Origin of the sequence: Paenibacillus sp. FSL H7-0943 (assembly GCF_037963265.1) — a bacterium.
GTDB lineage: Bacteria > Bacillota > Bacilli > Paenibacillales > Paenibacillaceae > Paenibacillus_AQ > Paenibacillus_AQ odorifer.
On sequence record NZ_CP150148.1, the window covers coordinates 2270615 to 2287471 of the forward strand.

The 16857-nt window shown below is 43.2% G+C and carries 14 protein-coding genes and 1 other annotated feature; all 14 genes read left to right on the forward strand.

Features of this window, described 5'->3' with window-relative positions; translation table 11 throughout:
• The first annotated feature begins 158 nt into the window (after positions 1–158).
• The 14 genes from NSQ55_RS09720 to NSQ55_RS09785 all read left to right on the forward strand — a co-directional run bounded on the left by NSQ55_RS09720 (position 159) and on the right by NSQ55_RS09785 (position 16764).
• The gene (locus NSQ55_RS09720) at positions 159–1160 is read left to right on the forward strand and encodes a DUF4830 domain-containing protein (RefSeq protein WP_339172863.1); all 1002 of its coding nucleotides are present in this window, start codon (positions 159–161) and stop codon (positions 1158–1160) included.
• 42 nt (positions 1161–1202) lie between these two features.
• Positions 1203–2693: a stalk domain-containing protein gene (locus NSQ55_RS09725; protein WP_076125015.1), complete on the forward strand. Its 1491-nt coding sequence runs from the start codon at positions 1203–1205 to the stop codon at positions 2691–2693.
• Positions 2694–3352: 659 nt separating this feature from the next.
• Positions 3353–4552 (forward strand): saccharopine dehydrogenase family protein, encoded by a 1200-nt coding sequence (locus tag NSQ55_RS09730; protein WP_036679313.1) that lies wholly within the window; start codon positions 3353–3355, stop codon positions 4550–4552.
• A gap of 10 nt (positions 4553–4562) precedes the next feature.
• Positions 4563–5699 (forward strand): carboxynorspermidine decarboxylase, encoded by a 1137-nt coding sequence (nspC, locus tag NSQ55_RS09735; RefSeq protein WP_076125019.1) that lies wholly within the window; start codon positions 4563–4565, stop codon positions 5697–5699.
• Positions 5700–6198: 499 nt separating this feature from the next.
• Positions 6199–6822 (forward strand): deoxynucleoside kinase, encoded by a 624-nt coding sequence (locus tag NSQ55_RS09740; protein WP_076304418.1) that lies wholly within the window; start codon positions 6199–6201, stop codon positions 6820–6822.
• On the forward strand, positions 6819–7472 hold the full coding sequence (locus NSQ55_RS09745) for a deoxynucleoside kinase (protein ID WP_076125023.1): 654 nt from the start codon (positions 6819–6821) through the stop codon (positions 7470–7472). The genes NSQ55_RS09740 and NSQ55_RS09745 overlap by 4 nt, the downstream gene beginning before the upstream one ends.
• 282 nt (positions 7473–7754) lie before the next feature.
• Positions 7755–8984: a collagen-like protein gene (locus tag NSQ55_RS09750; protein ID WP_339172868.1), complete on the forward strand. Its 1230-nt coding sequence runs from the start codon at positions 7755–7757 to the stop codon at positions 8982–8984.
• Between the two features lie 259 nt (positions 8985–9243).
• Entirely contained in the window at positions 9244–10425 is a 1182-nt protein-coding gene (locus NSQ55_RS09755) for a MalY/PatB family protein (RefSeq protein ID WP_076125027.1), read from the forward strand.
• A 117-nt stretch (positions 10426–10542) separates the two neighbouring features.
• Complete coding sequence (locus NSQ55_RS09760; RefSeq protein ID WP_036679330.1) at positions 10543–10833, forward strand: hypothetical protein; 291 nt, start codon at positions 10543–10545, stop codon at positions 10831–10833.
• A gap of 63 nt (positions 10834–10896) precedes the next feature.
• Complete coding sequence (locus tag NSQ55_RS09765; RefSeq protein WP_076125028.1) at positions 10897–11847, forward strand: nucleoside hydrolase; 951 nt, start codon at positions 10897–10899, stop codon at positions 11845–11847.
• A 156-nt stretch (positions 11848–12003) separates the two neighbouring features.
• Positions 12004–13257, forward strand: a complete 1254-nt coding sequence (locus tag NSQ55_RS09770; protein WP_076125030.1) for a stalk domain-containing protein — start codon at positions 12004–12006, stop codon at positions 13255–13257.
• Positions 13258–13319: 62 nt separating this feature from the next.
• Positions 13320–13551: a binding site (T-box leader), on the forward strand.
• A gap of 63 nt (positions 13552–13614) precedes the next feature.
• Positions 13615–14421 carry a class I SAM-dependent methyltransferase gene (locus NSQ55_RS09775; RefSeq protein WP_339172871.1) on the forward strand — a complete coding sequence of 269 codons (807 nt, stop codon included), beginning with the start codon at positions 13615–13617 and terminating at the stop codon, positions 14419–14421.
• A gap of 45 nt (positions 14422–14466) precedes the next feature.
• Positions 14467–15408, forward strand: coding sequence for an AraC family transcriptional regulator (locus NSQ55_RS09780; protein WP_248549283.1), 942 nt, complete (start codon positions 14467–14469; stop codon positions 15406–15408).
• Positions 15409–15810: 402 nt separating this feature from the next.
• Positions 15811–16764: a radical SAM protein gene (locus tag NSQ55_RS09785; RefSeq protein WP_038569765.1), complete on the forward strand. Its 954-nt coding sequence runs from the start codon at positions 15811–15813 to the stop codon at positions 16762–16764.
• Positions 16765–16857: the final 93 nt, after the last annotated feature.

The window sequence follows — 16857 nt, forward strand, 5'->3', positions numbered from 1 at the left end:
AGGCGATTTATGCCGCATAAGCAGGTAAAATCAACGCCAATCCCAAACTACAGGGTCCTATGCGTATAAAATGATTTTAATAATTTCCAGTATCCCGCAACTTTGTATAATATTCCTCAGTCTAAATATAGAGGAGTGATTAGAGAGGCGGGAATCAGATGACTAAGCGGCAGTTTGTAACGATGGTAACGATTTGTTTTTTTGTACTCTTAAACTCTGGATGTAATCAAGGGGAGAACTCCATAGGTGTGGAACCTACTGCCTCTATAGCTTCAACGTCTGTACCACAGGTAACGCCAACATCTGCTCAAGTAACTATGATTCCCGAAGACTTTTTGCAAACACTGGATTATAAAGTTCAGAGCCATCCGGAGGCATTTGCAGTTGAGGTACCGCAGAACTGGGAGGTTAAGCTGGGGGAGTATCCAGTGGGACTTTACTGGCAATTAGCGAATGAGTTCTCTAAAGATGCAGGATTGGATTTGACACTGCTGAAGGGGACCACGGTAGAGGTGCAGCGGTATTCCTTAGTCGATGGTTTACCTGGTTCTGGCGAACAAAAAGAATTTTCTTATCCCTCCAACCTCGTTTTGCTTGTGCAATCAGGGAATACCGTTGGTGCGTGGCTGGAATTTAATATTCAAAGTATCGGCCCGTCTATTAAGAAGCGTAGCTTGACTGACATTACAGGACTTACATTTGAGGAGTGGACGGAGAGAGAAGGTTTGTTTGCTGAGGAAGGAGAGAATAGTGACTTAGCCTCATTAGACCATTTCGAGCTGCTGGATGCTTTTTTTCAGGCTATTCAGGATGGTAATCATACCCGTGCCCGCGCATGTTTGAATCCTAATGCCTTACTCACTGCATTGACGGTTAACCGTCAAGCGCATCAACTCTATAACCCGGGTTTTGGTGGTGAAAATGCTCTCAGTGAAAGTATTGTTGAGGCTAAGCCTACCTCTTATAAAGTGATGGATTATGATACTGGCTCAGAAATTAAAGACATCGGTGACCGCACAACGTTAAATATTGTGGTCGATCTGTATATGAAATCACTAAATCCCGTCTTCAATACCCCAGATGGCCGGGAGACTCGCTTCGCAGTGTTGACCAAACACGCTAACGGCTGGAAGATTGGAGGTTTTGGAACGGGACCGTGAGTTGTTGCGTTATCTATTTTTTAATAAAAGGAGTGATCTCAAGTGTTTAAACAAAGCTTGATGTCAAAAGTGCAGGTAAGTCGGATTTGTAGAGTTGTTGTCGGGACTGTTCTTTGCCTGACTATGGTCTCACCTTTAGTGGCAGCAGCAGATAATGTGAATTCACTTGAAGAAAAGAAATTATTGTCTGGCATCACCCAACTGGACGCTGGTGACAGAAGTGCGTATGCCGTCACTGCGGATGGAACAGCCTGGGCGTGGGGTGGTGGGTATGGCTCTATTGGTAATGGGGCGACCACACCAGCGTATACTCCCGTCAAAATGCATATCGATCATGTAAAGCAAATCTCAGGTGGTTATCGCCATAACTTGATGTTGAAGGACGATGGTACAGTGTGGGCGGTAGGGGGGAACGAGCATGGACAACTTGGCATTGGAACACAGTCTTCTAAGATTCTTGTAGAGCCTGTTCAAGTGCAAGGGCTAACAGATGTGAAAGCTGTTTCTGCGGGGGGCACCTTTAGCTTAGCTCTTCTTAAAGATGGAACGGTCTGGGCGTGGGGAGGCAATGAACAAGGAGAACTCGGTGACGATTCGCGGAAAAACAAGCTAACCCCGGTGCAGGTGAAGGGACTACCCACCGTCCTGTCTATAGCAGCGGGATCGAATAATTCAGTGGCTCTTGGTAACGGCGGAGAGGTATGGGTGTGGGGATCACAGCAACCACTGGGAACTCAGAAGGGCGTAATCTTAAAGCCTACGCTTATTAAAGGAAGCGGAGAATATAGAGCGGTTGATATGGATGGAGCCTATGGACTTTATGGGGCGGCATTGAGATGGGATGGCACAGTATGGATTTGGAATAATTACATAGATCCATATCTGGGAGAAGCTCTAAAGCCTGTTCAGGTTCCAGGACTTACAGACGTCATTTCGCTGACAACAGATTCCGCAGTGAAGGCGGATGGGACCGTGTGGCAGTGGACGGTTGGCGATAAGAACAAGATTAATGTTACACAGTCTAAAGGCATCCAGAATGCAGTTTCCGTTTCTAAAGGGAGCAGAAATCATTATGTACTCTTAAAAGATGGTCATGTCCTTGCCTGGGGGGCAAATGAATTTGGACAGACGGGTCTGGGGGTCAGAGAGATCGAGGTGAGTACGCCTCAGCTGGTGAAAAAATCTATTCAAGTGTTGTTGAATGGGAATGAAATGGAACTGACTATGCCGCCGTTACTAATCAATAATTCGACATATGTTCCTTTAAGAGGAGTCTTCGAGCAGATGGGAGTTAATGTTCGTTGGGATGTTCCATCGAGAGCTGTGGTTGCTGTGAAGGGATCTACAACGCTGATCTTGAATTCGGTAACTGGACAAACGACTGTTAATGGAAAGATTATCGCAACAGATCAAAAACCGGTCTTCATTAATGATAGCGTTTATGTACCCCTCAGATTGATAAGTGAAATGTTGGGGGCACAGGTAGAATGGGATGCAGATGCTTATGCCGTTCGAATAAATTCTAATAAATAAGTTGACTATATATTAGAAGCTTTAGGCTGAACTCTCCTTCAGGGGAGCTCAGCTTTTTTGCGTGGAAGGCAGAAGATTTAGGGGGATATGCAATGACCGTAAACAAAGCGTACGCGATTTTGAAGAATGTGTGCGGGAATCTTTTCGAGGATTCTTTATACGGATGATGATGAATATTGGAAAAATGGGACAACTTATAATTATCCCAATGATCGTTCAATTATGGGCGCGAAACGGATGGGCATAGCAACAACGATTAATATTGGGACAAAAACGGGTAAGAGTATATATTACGGCCTCTTTGTATTTGCTGCAGTGCTGTTGATTGGAATGTGTGGAAACCGAACTTCTTTAGGCGGAGTTGAAAGGGTGGTGAGATTTTTCATTGATTTTAAAATAAATCGTATGAAGTATAACCCTCTTGTGATAGAATAATCTAGTTGCCCTAGTTTCTGAAAATTCACTCTGTTCCAACTAAACACCTGATCTATAAACGTGGATAATCGAGGAAATATGAGCATTTAAGAGTATTAACAAGATTTCTTAGAGATTTTACACAAAACACATCATTTTTTGTCGGTTTTTATTGATTTATTCAAAAATATTATGTATAATCAGCCTTGTTGATTTTGCAAATGGAATTTTAGGAGGTTTTTATTTTGGGAAAAGCGTTAATTATTGGCGCTGGCGGCGTAGCAAGTGTTGTTGTTCATAAATGCTGCCAGAACCCGGATGTATTTGAAGAGATCTGCATTGCTAGCAGAACTGTCGCGAAATGTGACGCTCTGAAAGATAAATTAGCCGGAGGCCGCACGAAGATTTCTACTGCTCAGCTCGATGCAGATAACACGGACGAAGTCATTGAACTGATCAAGAGCTTTGAGCCGGATGTCGTTATTAATGTCGCTCTCCCATATCAGGACCTGACGATCATGGATGCGTGCCTGGCAACAGGAGTGCACTATGTGGATACTGCCAATTATGAACCACAAGATACAGCGAAATTCGAATATTCCTGGCAGTGGGCTTACAAAGAAAGATTTGAGAAAGCTGGCCTTACCGCTTTGCTCGGCAGTGGATTTGACCCAGGAGTAACTGGCGTATTCACGGCTTACGCGCAAAAGCACTATTTTGACGAGATCCATACCATTGATATTGTTGACGCCAACGCTGGCGATCATGGATATCCATTCGCTACAAACTTTAATCCTGAAATCAATATTCGTGAAATTACAGCTAATGGCCGTTATTTCGAGAATGGCGAGTGGATTGAAACTGCACCACTTTCTGAGAAGAAAGTTTACGATCTTCCGGAAATTGGACCTAAAGATATTTATCTTTTGTACCATGAAGAGCTGGAATCCTTGGCTGTTAACATCAAGGGCGTGAAAAAGATCCGTTTCTGGATGACTTTCTCACAGAACTACCTGACTCACTTGAAAGTGCTTGAGAATGTGGGTATGACTTCTATCGAGCCTATCATGTACGAAGGTAAAGAGATCGTTCCTTTGCAATTCTTGAAGGCAATGCTGCCTGACCCAGCTTCCCTGGGACCAAGAACAAAAGGTAAAACTAACATTGGATGTATCATCCAAGGTACTAAAGACGGTAAGCCAAAAACTTATTATGTATACAACGTTTGCGATCATGAAGAATGTTATGCAGAGGTTGGCTCCCAAGCCATTTCCTATACTACAGGCGTTCCTGCAATGATCGGAGCAATGTTAATTATAAAAGGAATCTGGAAGAAACCAGGCGTGTACAACGTAGAAGAGTTCGATCCAGATCCATTCATGGAAGCTTTGAATAAACATGGTCTGCCTTGGCAAGAAGATTTCTCGCCAACGCTGCTAGACTAAGGCGCGATTGATGGATATTGATATCAGCGTTGTCCCGTCACCATGTTACCTTGTAGATGAAAGATTGCTTACCCGCAATCTTGAGATTATGAATTCTGTACAAGAACGTACAGGAGCTAAGATTTTGCTCGCGCAAAAAGGCTTCTCTATGCACTCCTTGTATCCGCTAGTTGGCAAGTACTTGCATGGCGTAACTTCCAGCTCCTTATTCGAAGCCAGACTTGGCTATGAAAAAATGGGCAAAGAGGTTCATGTCTACGCACCAGCTTATGTGGACAGTGAATTCGATGAGCTTCTTGAATACTCCGATCACATTGTGTTCAATTCTTTTGACCAGTGGAATCGATTCAAGGATCGTGTGAAAAATGCACCGAAGCACATCAGCTGCGGCATTCGAGTGAATCCGGAGTATTCCGAGATCGAAGTTCCGCTGTATGATCCATGCTACAATTATTCCAGAATGGGAGTAACTCTCCCTAACTTTAGACCTGAAGAGCTTGAGGGGATTGATGGATTACACTTCCATACCATGTGCGAACAAAATTCTGACACACTGGAGCGTACGCTCAAGGTAGTCGAAGAGAAGTTCGGACCTTATCTCAAAGGGATGAAATGGCTTAATTTTGGTGGCGGTCATCATATTACACGTCCCGATTATGATCTGGAGACCCTTGTCCGCTGCATTTTGCATATGAAAGAGACTTACGGTGTGGAAATCTATCTGGAGCCAGGTGAGGCCGTTGCGCTTAATACTGGATATTTGGTAGCTACCGTTCTGGATGTTATGCATAACGGAATGGACATTGCGATTCTCGATACTTCGGCTGAATGCCACATGCCAGATGTACTGGCTATGCCATACCGTCCGAACATTATCGATGCTGGACAACCTGGGGAATATCCTTATACGTACAGATTAGGTGGAATGACTTGCCTAGCCGGAGATGTGATTGGAGATTATTCCTTCAAGGAGCCTTTGAAATACGGCGATAGACTCGTATTCCTAGATATGGCGCATTATTCCATGGTGAAGAACCATATGTTTAACGGCGTGAATCTGCCAGCTATCGTCAGCTACAATGACGAAGAAGGAATTAAAGTAATCAAACAGTTCGCTTTCGAAGATTTCAGCGGACGTTTATCTTAATAGAATGATCTAAAAAGGTGTCCCTTCAGGGACACCTTTTTTGCTATGGTTCCAGTCCTTTGAATGCGCGATTACATCTAGGAAAAGAGAAGTGAAGCTAAGGACCGTATAGCAGCTATTGGTATTTATTAGCTTATTTAGCTAAGGTTATGGACAGTATAGCTCTTATTGGCCGGATAGTGACTATTATTAGGGCGCATTTGGTAGAATTGCTGCAACTGAGTCCGATTGTATGCTGATACAGCCGATTTTTCGGAAATAGAGTCTCCTCGGTCCGCTTCATGCTCGTGGGGATGGGGAGAAGATAGATATCGAACCGTTTTTTCATAGGGATCCTTCTCTTGTTATTGGGTCTAGCTTACAGTTGTATACTTGTATTGCTGGAAAAGTTTCTTCATAATTAGCCGCTCACAAGTAAGGTCTCATGTGATACAATAATTTAGTCTGTTTTTAAAAATAGTTATTGAAGGGTCCGTATCTGAGGAGGAAGTCAGCATCAATGAAACATGCACCGTTTATTGCAGTGGAAGGCCCGATCGGGGCTGGAAAAACAACATTAGCTTCGATGCTTGCAGAGGAATTAAACTTACCGATTATTAAGGAGATTGTTGATGAGAATCCGTTTCTGGCTAAATTTTATCAGAACATGGATGACTGGAGCTTTCAACTGGAGATGTTTTTTCTCTGTAATCGGTACAAGCAGCTTGAAGATACAGTAACTCAATACATAGATAAAGGTAAACCGGTGATCTCGGATTATCATATTTATAAGAACCTTATCTTTGGGGAACGAACGCTGAAGGGAACGAAACGAGAAAAGTATCGACAAATCTATCATGTGCTGACGGATGACCTGCCGAAGCCAAATATTATTCTCTATATAAAAGCGGATCTCGATACCTTGTTAAAAAGAATCGCCAAACGCGGACGCCCTTTTGAAGGGGACATGGATACTGCGTATTTGCAGCAATTGATAGAAGATTATGATGATGCGATGGCCTCTCTAGCGATTCAAGAGCCGTCTACCGCTATTATTACCATAGATGGAAATGCAGTCGATTTCGTGGAGAACCCAGAACACTTCGTCGAAATTGCCTCTCACCTAAAGGAGCTAATGAAATGAATCCATATAACATCCCAGATAACGCCATAATTACCGTGGCAGGAACCGTGGGGGTAGGAAAATCCACTTTAACAGGTGCTTTGGCTAAAAGGTTGAATTTTCAAACCTCGCTGGAGCAAGTTGATCATAATCCTTATCTTGAAAAGTTTTATCATGATTTTGAGAGATGGAGTTTTCATCTACAGATCTATTTCCTAGCCGAACGTTTTAAAGAACAGAAGAAAATGTTCGAAATGGGCGGTGGTTTTGTTCAAGATCGCTCGATTTATGAAGACACTGGTATTTTTGCTAAAATGCATGCGGATCAAGGCACGATGTCCAAGACAGACTATGAAACCTATACAAGCTTGTATGAAGCTATGGTTATGACACCTTATTTCCCGCACCCTGATGTGCTGATTTATATTGAAGGCAGTCTTCCTTCTATTTTAGCGCGAATTAATGAACGTGGCCGTGAAATGGAAATACAAACGGACGTGTCCTACTGGGAACATATGCATGGCAGATATTCGAAATGGATCAATGAGTTTACAGCTTGCCCAGTGCTCCGACTGAACATTGATGATTATGACGTGAATGATTCGGCATCAATGGCGGATATTCTTACGAAGGTAGGCAACACCATTCGTAAGCCTGTTGATACAATATAATAGTTGATGATTAGCAGCTCCCGTGGTTTGGGGGTTGTTTTTTTATGTGCTCAAAAAAAGACCCAAATCTATGATTTGGGCCTAATAGGGAAGTGTCAGTTGTCCTAATCATAAAATACGAAAAGTAAATTAAAATGGTGTGGACATTGTAATGTGCTTAAGGGCCACCTCCTATTTTATTAGCCCTTTTTTATAAAAATAGGTTCCAGTCTAATAGAAACTAGTTATTGGTCCATGTCTAAAATTAATAAGATGCGTACACTGAACTATCTTTATAGGGAGGTGTACGCATTGAGTTGTCCAGACGATAAAAAGTGTCATAAGAAAAAAGTCGCCACTGTATTTCCTTCGAAAAGAAAAAGAAAAGAACATCGCCGAAAGGTTATTAAGAAGATTGTAAAAGTAACCTGTCCTCCACCAGAAGTGAATGTTACTACTCCGACAGTTGTTGGTGCTACAGGACCGCAAGGGCCGCAAGGAGCACAAGGACTCCAAGGAATACAAGGGGCCCAAGGCATTCCCGGAGCTCAAGGAGCACGAGGATTCCAAGGAGCTGAAGGACCTCAAGGACCTGCCGGCGGACCTCCGGGACCCCAAGGACCTCAAGGTGAACCCGGGCCAGCGGGAGCGATTGGTCCTCAGGGTGTAGCGGGCCCCGTTGGTCCTCAGGGTGCGCAAGGCGTTCCGGGTGCCCAAGGAGTTGTAGGTCCTCAGGGATCGCAAGGTTTACCGGGTCCTGCAGGAGCTATAGGACCACAAGGTTTTGTAGGAGCAACCGGAGCGCCGGGAGCGCCGGGAGCACCAGGAGCACCGGGAGCAACCGGAGCAACAGGAGCACCGGGAGCGCCGGGAGCGCCGGGAGCGCCGGGAGCGCCGGGAGTAGCTGGAGCAACAGGAGCACCGGGAGCGGCCGGAGCACCGGGAGCAGCAGGAGCACCGGGAGCAGCAGGAGCACCGGGAGCAGCAGGAGCAACGGGAGCAACCGGGGCGCCGGGAGCAGCAGGAGCACCGGGGGCAGCAGGAGCCGCGGGAGCAACCGGAGCACCGGGAGCAGCAGGAGCAACGGGCGCAACCGGGGCAACAGGAGGCGTATTAGGTTTTGCTGATTTTTTTGCCCTAATGCCTCCTGATAATGCAGCAACTGTAGCACCGGGCACAGACGTAAGTTTTCCTCAAAACGGACCTACTAGCGGGACAACAATTGCACGAACAGGTCCTAGTTCTTTTAATTTAGCGGCAATAGGGACTTATCAGGTGTTGTTTCAGGTTAGTGTAACCGAAGCGGGACAACTAATCTTGACTCTTAATGGCGCAGATCTCGCTTATACCGTAGTTGGACGCGCAACAGGTACATCGCAAATCGTAGAAATGGCTATAGTGCAAACAACGGTCATTAACACCATCCTGACCGTTCGCAATCCTGCTGGTAACTCTACTGCACTTACTATTACTCCTCTCGCTGGAGGAACAAGATCTGTTTCAGCACATCTCGTTATTACACAATTAGCGTAACAAGGTGTATTTCGTATAGATAAGTTGGTCACCTTAATATTGGTGATTTTACTTATGATTATTGTAAAGAGGAGGACGAACGAAGGTCCTCCTCTTTATTCAGAGTATTTACTATTAACATTCTATTGTTTTTCTATCGTCTAACGACTTGAAATTAATCATCTATTTATGTGAATTCTTTTGATTCTATCTTAAGATGCCATATCGGTTTCCTCATGATACAATAAAAGATAAGTTTATAAGGATGAGGTGACTTTAGTTGAAGTATGATTTCGATCGCGTAATTGACCGCCGTAATACTAGCTCTTACAAATGGGACCAATCCGAGAAGTTGTTTGGTGAGAAGGATATTATGCCGCTTTGGGTGGCAGACATGGATTTTGAAAGTCCTCCCGCAGTGAAGGAAGCCATTCTGCGCCGCGCAGAACAAGGAGTTTACGGTTACAGTGTACCTAGTGATACTTATAAAGAAGCCATCACGTCATGGTTTAAAAGACGGCATGATTGGCAGATCAAACCGGAGTGGATTTCAGATTCTCCCGGAATTGTAACTTCCTTAAGCCTCTCTGTTGAACTGTTTACTGAGCCTGGGGACGAGGTTATTTTACAATCGCCAGTTTATTATCCCTTCTATGATGTCATCCAGATGAATGACCGGAAGGTTGCCAAGAATCCGCTTATCGTCCGTAATGGGCGCTTTGAGATGGATTATGAGCAATTGGAAGGGTTGATGTTGGGTGGAGCGAAGCTGCTGCTGTTATGCAGTCCGCATAATCCAGGCGGTAGAGTATGGGAAAGAGAAGAGCTGTTGAAGCTCGGTGAACTGTGCTTGCGTCACGGAGTGACAGTTATCTCTGATGAGATCCATTGTGATTTGGCGCTTCCAGGTTATGAGCATATTCCTTTTGCGTCCTTGTCTGAGGAAATTGCCAATATTACGTTAACCACCCTTGCTGCGACCAAAACCTTCAATCTTCCGGGGCTTCAATCCTCTTTTATCGTGTCCTCGAATCCGGAATTGAAACGTAAATTTGATCAAAAAATGAAAGCCTTGAGCTTACATATGGCTAGTTTCTTCGCGCAAGGAGCGGTACAAGCCGCTTACAATGACGGAGAAGAATGGCTGGATGAGCTGTTACAATATGTATCAGATAATGTGGATTATACGGTCAGCTATTTGGCGGAGCATTTACCACAGGTTCATGTGATGCAGCCGCAAGGAACCTACCTGCTCTGGGTGGATTGCCGCGAACTGAACTTGGAAATAGACGGTCTGAAGCAGCTGATGTACAAAGAGGCTAAAGTGGCTTTTAATGAAGGTTCTGTTTTTGGAACAGAAGGCAAAGGCCATCTACGGATTAATCTGGCTTGTCCGAGATCCACATTAGTTGAGGCATTGGAACGCTTTTGCAAGGCAGCCGCAGCTTATACAACGAAATAAACGGTGATTACTGAAGCTTGATGATTCCGCTAATGGGATCGTTAAGCTTCTTTATTTTGCAATAGGGTAAAAAGAATAATAAAATAGAGTCCATTACGAAAAGCAGGAGGACTGCAAATGAAATGGGTAGCTCAGCTTCCGTATTATAAGATACAACGAGAAATTAGGGATGGAGAACAACGAAGTGTTGCTTCCAATCGGCTAATGTATCTGTATCAAGATAGAATTGTAACACGCCATCGGGAATTCCCGCTAAAAGATATTTTCGATATGTCTTATCGCTCAATGGGGGATATGGGCGGCATGTTCTATCTCCACACGAGTAAGGGCGTGTATGCTTATTTGATAGAGTGCGATCCTGAGCGGTTTATTGAAGCCTTTAAAGAACAGGAATTGAATAAAAATTGAGCGACCCTCGTTGGCCGTGATATGATAGCTTTTATGAAAAAAACATAATGGGAGAGAACATAAATGAGCAAAACACGAATTATTATTGATGCAGATACAGGTATTGACGATGCACTGGCGATTCTATATGCCTTACGTGCTCCAAACGTAATTGTAGAAGGAATTACAACCGTTTTTGGAAATATTGAGGTCGAAAAGGCGGCGGACAATTCACTGCGGCTAATTGAGCTTGCTAAGCCCGGTTATGAGATTCCTGTAGCGATCGGAGCATCCAAGGCGCTTGTTCGTGAACACTCAGGCTACGCCACTCATGTGCATGGTGAGAACGGTATTGGCAATGTGGAAATTGCTCCATCCAGCCAGCGTCCCATTAGCGAAACTGCATCTGAGTTTATTGTTCGGATGGCTAATGAGAATCCCGGAGAGATTGTATTAGTCACACTGGCACATCTAACCAACCTTTCAATGGCGCTTGATATGGACCCTGGTATTAAGAATACTTTGAAAAAAGTAGTGGTGATGGGCGGTACGATCTTCAGTCCCGGCAATAGAACACCGGTTGCGGAAGCGAATATTGCCGGGGATCCGGAAGCTGCTGATCATGTATTTACATCTGGGCTTCCTGTTATGATGGTGGGTCTAGACGTTACGCTTAAGACGCGGATTACACAAGAGCATATCGATTTATTAAAACGTTTTGGACGTGAAGAAAATAAAGCGATCATTTCGTTTATGGAACAATCGCTTACTCATTATTTTAATTTCTATCGTGAAGCGAACTTTTTGATCAACAGCGCACCGCTGCATGATCCACTCGCACTTATGGTTGCGCTGCAACCAGATCTAGTAACCTACAAAGAGATGAATGTTCGTGTGGAGCACAAAGGTGAGTTTACATCGGGAATGGTCGTAGCGGACTTGCGGGCTCAGCCAAAAGTGGGTAAACCCATACAAGTTGCAGTGGATGTAGATGTTGAACGAGCAGTGGGAACCTTTTTGAGCGTGTTTATGTAATTTTGCCGACCTCTTCTAATATGACAAATAATTTCGCAGCTCATAGATGACAATCTATTAATTTTACAATTGGATAATCTTTGGTAAAATGGTAGAGGACATATAAGAGTTTACAAGATTAGACTGCATATCATAGAAGAGGGAGACTTAACATTCATGAATAAGCGAATCGGTAAATTAGTATTATGTATGGCTATTTCGCTAGGAGGCACCACGGCGTTATTCCAAAATACTACACAGGCAGCCACAGCTGCTGGAGTTAGTATTGTGCTGGATGGTTATCCACTACCATTTCCAGTAGAACCTGTTGTGATGAGCGGAACAACGATGGTGCCATTCCGAGCTATATCTGAAGCTTTGGGAATTAATGTCGAGTGGAATCAAGCGCAGAAGAAAATTACGGCTACCAAAACAGATACTGCAGGGACCAAAGTGGTAACCCTGACCCTTGGCAGCAAAAATGCAGGTGTTAACGGCGCGGTTGTGAAGTTAGGAGTTGCTCCGCAGACGATCCGGGATACAACGATGATTCCCCTTAGCTTCTTCGGCCAGCAGTTTGGTGCGGGTGTAGCTTGGAATCAATCTACGAAGACCGTATCTATTACTTCGCCGAAGACTGAGCTGTACACTCTTGGTTTCTATGCTCTGAGTTCTTATAGTGAGATTTCCTTACTTCCTAATTTTGATGCTATGGCCTTCGGTTGGAGTGGGATTGATAAAAGCGGGCAATTCACCACAACGGGGACTGATTTCAAATGGCCTCAGGCGGCTGGTGACGTAACACCAGAATCGATTGTCACGAATGCAGCGGCAGGTGGAACAGCTCCTTATCTGATGGTCTTCTCTGGAGATACCGCATCAGAGTTAACTAAGAACCTGGAAGATAAACAGCTTCAAGAACAGACGATTACTGGAATCGTAGATCTTGCAACGCAAAAAGGATTCCAAGGCATTACCCTGGATCTGGAGGGCCTAGGTCTAACAGGTGATAAGGCGAAGGTGCAAGCGGATTACAATGCTTTTGTGAAAAACCTATCACAAAAAGCACATGCAGCAGGACTTAAACTTACCGTTATTCTTCATCCATTAAATAGTTCTTATAAAGGTTATGATTACAAAACTTTAGGAACACTTGCAGATGATTTGGTCATTATGGCGTACGATTATTTACAAGAGAAAAAAGTTCCAGAGCCGATGAGTTTAGTTGATGAAGGCATCCGGCTTGCGCTTCAGCAAGTGAGTAAGGATAAGCTGATTCTCGGGATCTCTGTGTATAGCGAAAACGAATCTTCAGTGAATTCGAAGGTAGGACTTGCTAAACGTTATGGCCTTAAAGGAATTGCGATCTGGCGTTTAGGTCTGATCGGACAGCCTGTCTGGAACGAGATGGGGAAGTCAGTAGAGCTGTAAGTGGAATTTGTATTGACAGGGAATAATTACTAAATATATACTAGGTCAAAATACAATACGGAATAAACGTAATGATTGGGAGTATTAAGGAATAACTACTGCCCAGAGAGCTGCCGGTTGGTGCAAGACAGCGGAGTAGGTTCCCCAACTCACCCATGAGCGGTAAGATCGAACCTCAGTAGATCTTAACGGCTAACCCTCCGTAATCGGGTTCTAAGATTCGTTGTTTATTATAAGCAATATGCAACGATCAAAAAGAGTGGTACCGCGAAGGTTAAACCTATCGCCTCTTTGGAGGCGATAGGTTTTTTCTGTTCTCTACAGAAAAAAATACAATTGAAGGTCGGTGTTTTGGTAATGGGCAATATTATTGATTATTACTCCCAATTTGATGAGTGGGGAAGATTGGATAGGGAGCCGCTGGAGTTCATCATTAATCTGCATTATATAAAACAGTATTTAACTAACGCACAATCTATACTGGATAATGGTGCTGGGCCCGGTAAATATGCCATGGAGCTGGCGAAGCTCGGCTATAACGTAACGTTATCGGATCTTACCCCTAAGTTAGTTGAAATAGCTCAGCAGAAGGTTAATGAATTAGGATTAACTGAGCAATTTAAAGGTTTTCATGTGCTGAATGCAACTAGTTTAGAGGGAATATCAGACGAGAGCTTTGATGCTTCTCTGATGTTAGGCCCTTTATATCATTTGCAAGAAGAAGAGGATCGGATTTTAGCAGTTAAGGAATTGTTTCGTGTGACAAAGAAGAATGGCATCGTATTTGTAGCCTTTCAAAGTCGGATGAGAATGACGCTTACATCCTTACAGTTCCCACAACATTGGAAGCCTAATGACAACATGGATTCAATACAAGAATTTTATGATAGCGGGATTTTTAATCATAAAGATGATGGTAGGTTTACGGGAGCTTATTACTTCAATATTGAGGACATAAAATCTTTCATGGAGGAGAATGGATTTCAAACCATTGATTTAATTGGTTCTTCTAGCCTCGGAGCATTACTGACAAATGAGCAGAAACAATACTGGACTGACCGGGGTGAACATGAGGAGCTCTTAGAATTTCTCATTAATGCAGCAAAGGATCCATCCATTTTGGGGATTTCATCTCATCTGTTGTATATAGGGCGAAGAAAATAAATAAGAAAAAAATCATTTAATCATCACGGGATTGAGGTAGGTCTAGTGAACAATGATTACAGGGTGCGTATTCAGACGGTTCTTCATTTTATTGAGGACAACTTAGATCAAGAAATAAATCTAGAAACGCTAGCTGAAGTTTCTAATTTTTCTAAGTATCATTTTTCTAGAGTTTTTTCTGCAATTACAAATAAAACACCAATGACCTATCTGACGGAAAGACGTCTACATCACGCGATAACCTATCTTGAAACAACCCATAAAACCATGCTAGATATCTCAACTCTATGCGGTTTTAATTCCATCTCAAGTTTTAATTCATCCTTTAGGAAACTGTTTAAGACAACCCCAAGCGAGATGAGAAGGTCAAGGCAAGAACATAGCAATTATCAGTTAATGTCCAGCAATAATCAGGAAGAATTGTCTCCTTCTAAAAATTATGATGTGAGTATCAACATAAATAATTTTTTAAGGAGAGTATGGGAAATGAACATTGAGGTTAAAGAACTTCCAAGTTATCAAGTGGCATACGTAAGGCATGTTGGCAGCTATCTTGAAACGTATAAGGCATGGGGAACACTCAGCAAGTGGGTTGAGAAAAATGATTTACCTTCAACAGAATACTTCATTGGTATTTCTTTAGATGATCCCAGCGTGACTGACGAATACTCTTGTAGATATGATGCCTGCATAACCATTCCAGAAGAGTTTGTTAAAGAGGGTGATTCGAGCGTAGAGTTCAAAACTTTATCTGGTGGTCTTTATGCCTTATATTCGTTTTATGATACGATCGACAAATTGGCTATTGCCTATCAAAGTGTGTACGGTCAATGGCTACCTAACAGTGATTATGAACCGGATGATCGGTATGCGCTCGAATTTTGTATGAATGATCCATATACAGACCCTGAAGGTAAAGCAAAAGTTGATCTTTATATCCCTATAAAAAGTGTCGGTGGACATCACCAGTTTGAAGATAACCTGTAATATACATGCCTGAATGCGTATCGGTTTATCCATCACTCCACGAGGCTTTCGGACTCGGATGACGTTATTTGTATGTTATCAGCTATCAAAACATGATTTCGGACTCCGCTGACGCTATTCATTGGCAAAAGGCTCATATTGGGCGTTTTTCCGGTCAATAGGTGCACTGGAGTCCGTTGGCATTCTTAAAATAGGATAATTTTAGGTTTAGGGTCAGCTGAGTCCGTTACAGGTTACTATGCGTATCTGAAAGTGATTACGCATGCGCTTCCGACTAATTCGTTAATCAAACCGTACACTCGAATGTTATAAAACTCACATTAACCTAAGCCATAAACCTATATAATCTCTAAGGTTGAACTTTTGAACTAAATTCATTATTTTTCAGGAGGACTTTAGAGTATGAGATATAAAGCATTAGAGCTCGACAAACCGCTTACTTATGAGCTGGAAGGGTTAGAAATAGGGGTAACTTCGAACTGTAATTTCCGCTGCGATTATTGCTGTGCATATAATAGAAATGATGGACAAAGCATCAAAGCCAAAGAGGTCATCCGCATTCTGGACGAACTTCCAGGCCTTAAAAGAGTACGCTTATCAGGTGGAGAAGTGACGCTGAAGTTCGATGACTGTGTGGAGATTGTAACCTACTGCGCATCCAGAGGGATTCAGACACAGTTAAATTCCAACGGCAGTCTTTTAAATGCTGAACGAATTGGCCAATTGGTCTCCGCAGGATTAACGACTATACATATTTCCTTCAATTTTACTACTGCGGAAGCTTTCTCAAAATATTATAATATTCATCCAAGCATCTATGAAAAAATAAGAGAAAATATTACCCTATTCGCTGCAACAAGTGTGGATACCGTACTGGAGACGCTGCTGTTCAGTGAAACCCAGGATAATATGAAGGAGATCAGCGATCATGTCTACGCAATGGGCGTGCGCACACATGAAATTCAGAACAGTATTATCATGGATCATACGGGTTGGAAGTCTATAGCTGCACGGGAACAATTAAAGAATGCAGTGAGTGAGCTGATCGCACGGAAGAAAGAAGATACGATTCTGTATTTCACCTGTATGGACCGCTTTATGGACGCCCTTGGGTTCGAAGAGCAGCCGGGTGTGTATTTTCCTCACTGTATCGAGGGGAAGAAGCAGCTTCATCTGCATGGAAATGGCGACATTTTGATTTCAGAGCTTTGCCATCCGGTGATTATCGGCAACATTTATCAAGGAACTTCACTAAAAGATTTATACAATAATATGCCAGCGCCATTGGCACAGTTTTTGGATAAGCAGCCCTGCCCAGCACTGGATGCATTGTTTCCACAAGGCATAGAAGTTTAACACTCTATATAGATTACTTCGAGGGACCAATTTAAGAATTGGTTCCTATTTTTTTATGGTAGACTTAATAAAAAACAAAGATAAGGGATGTAT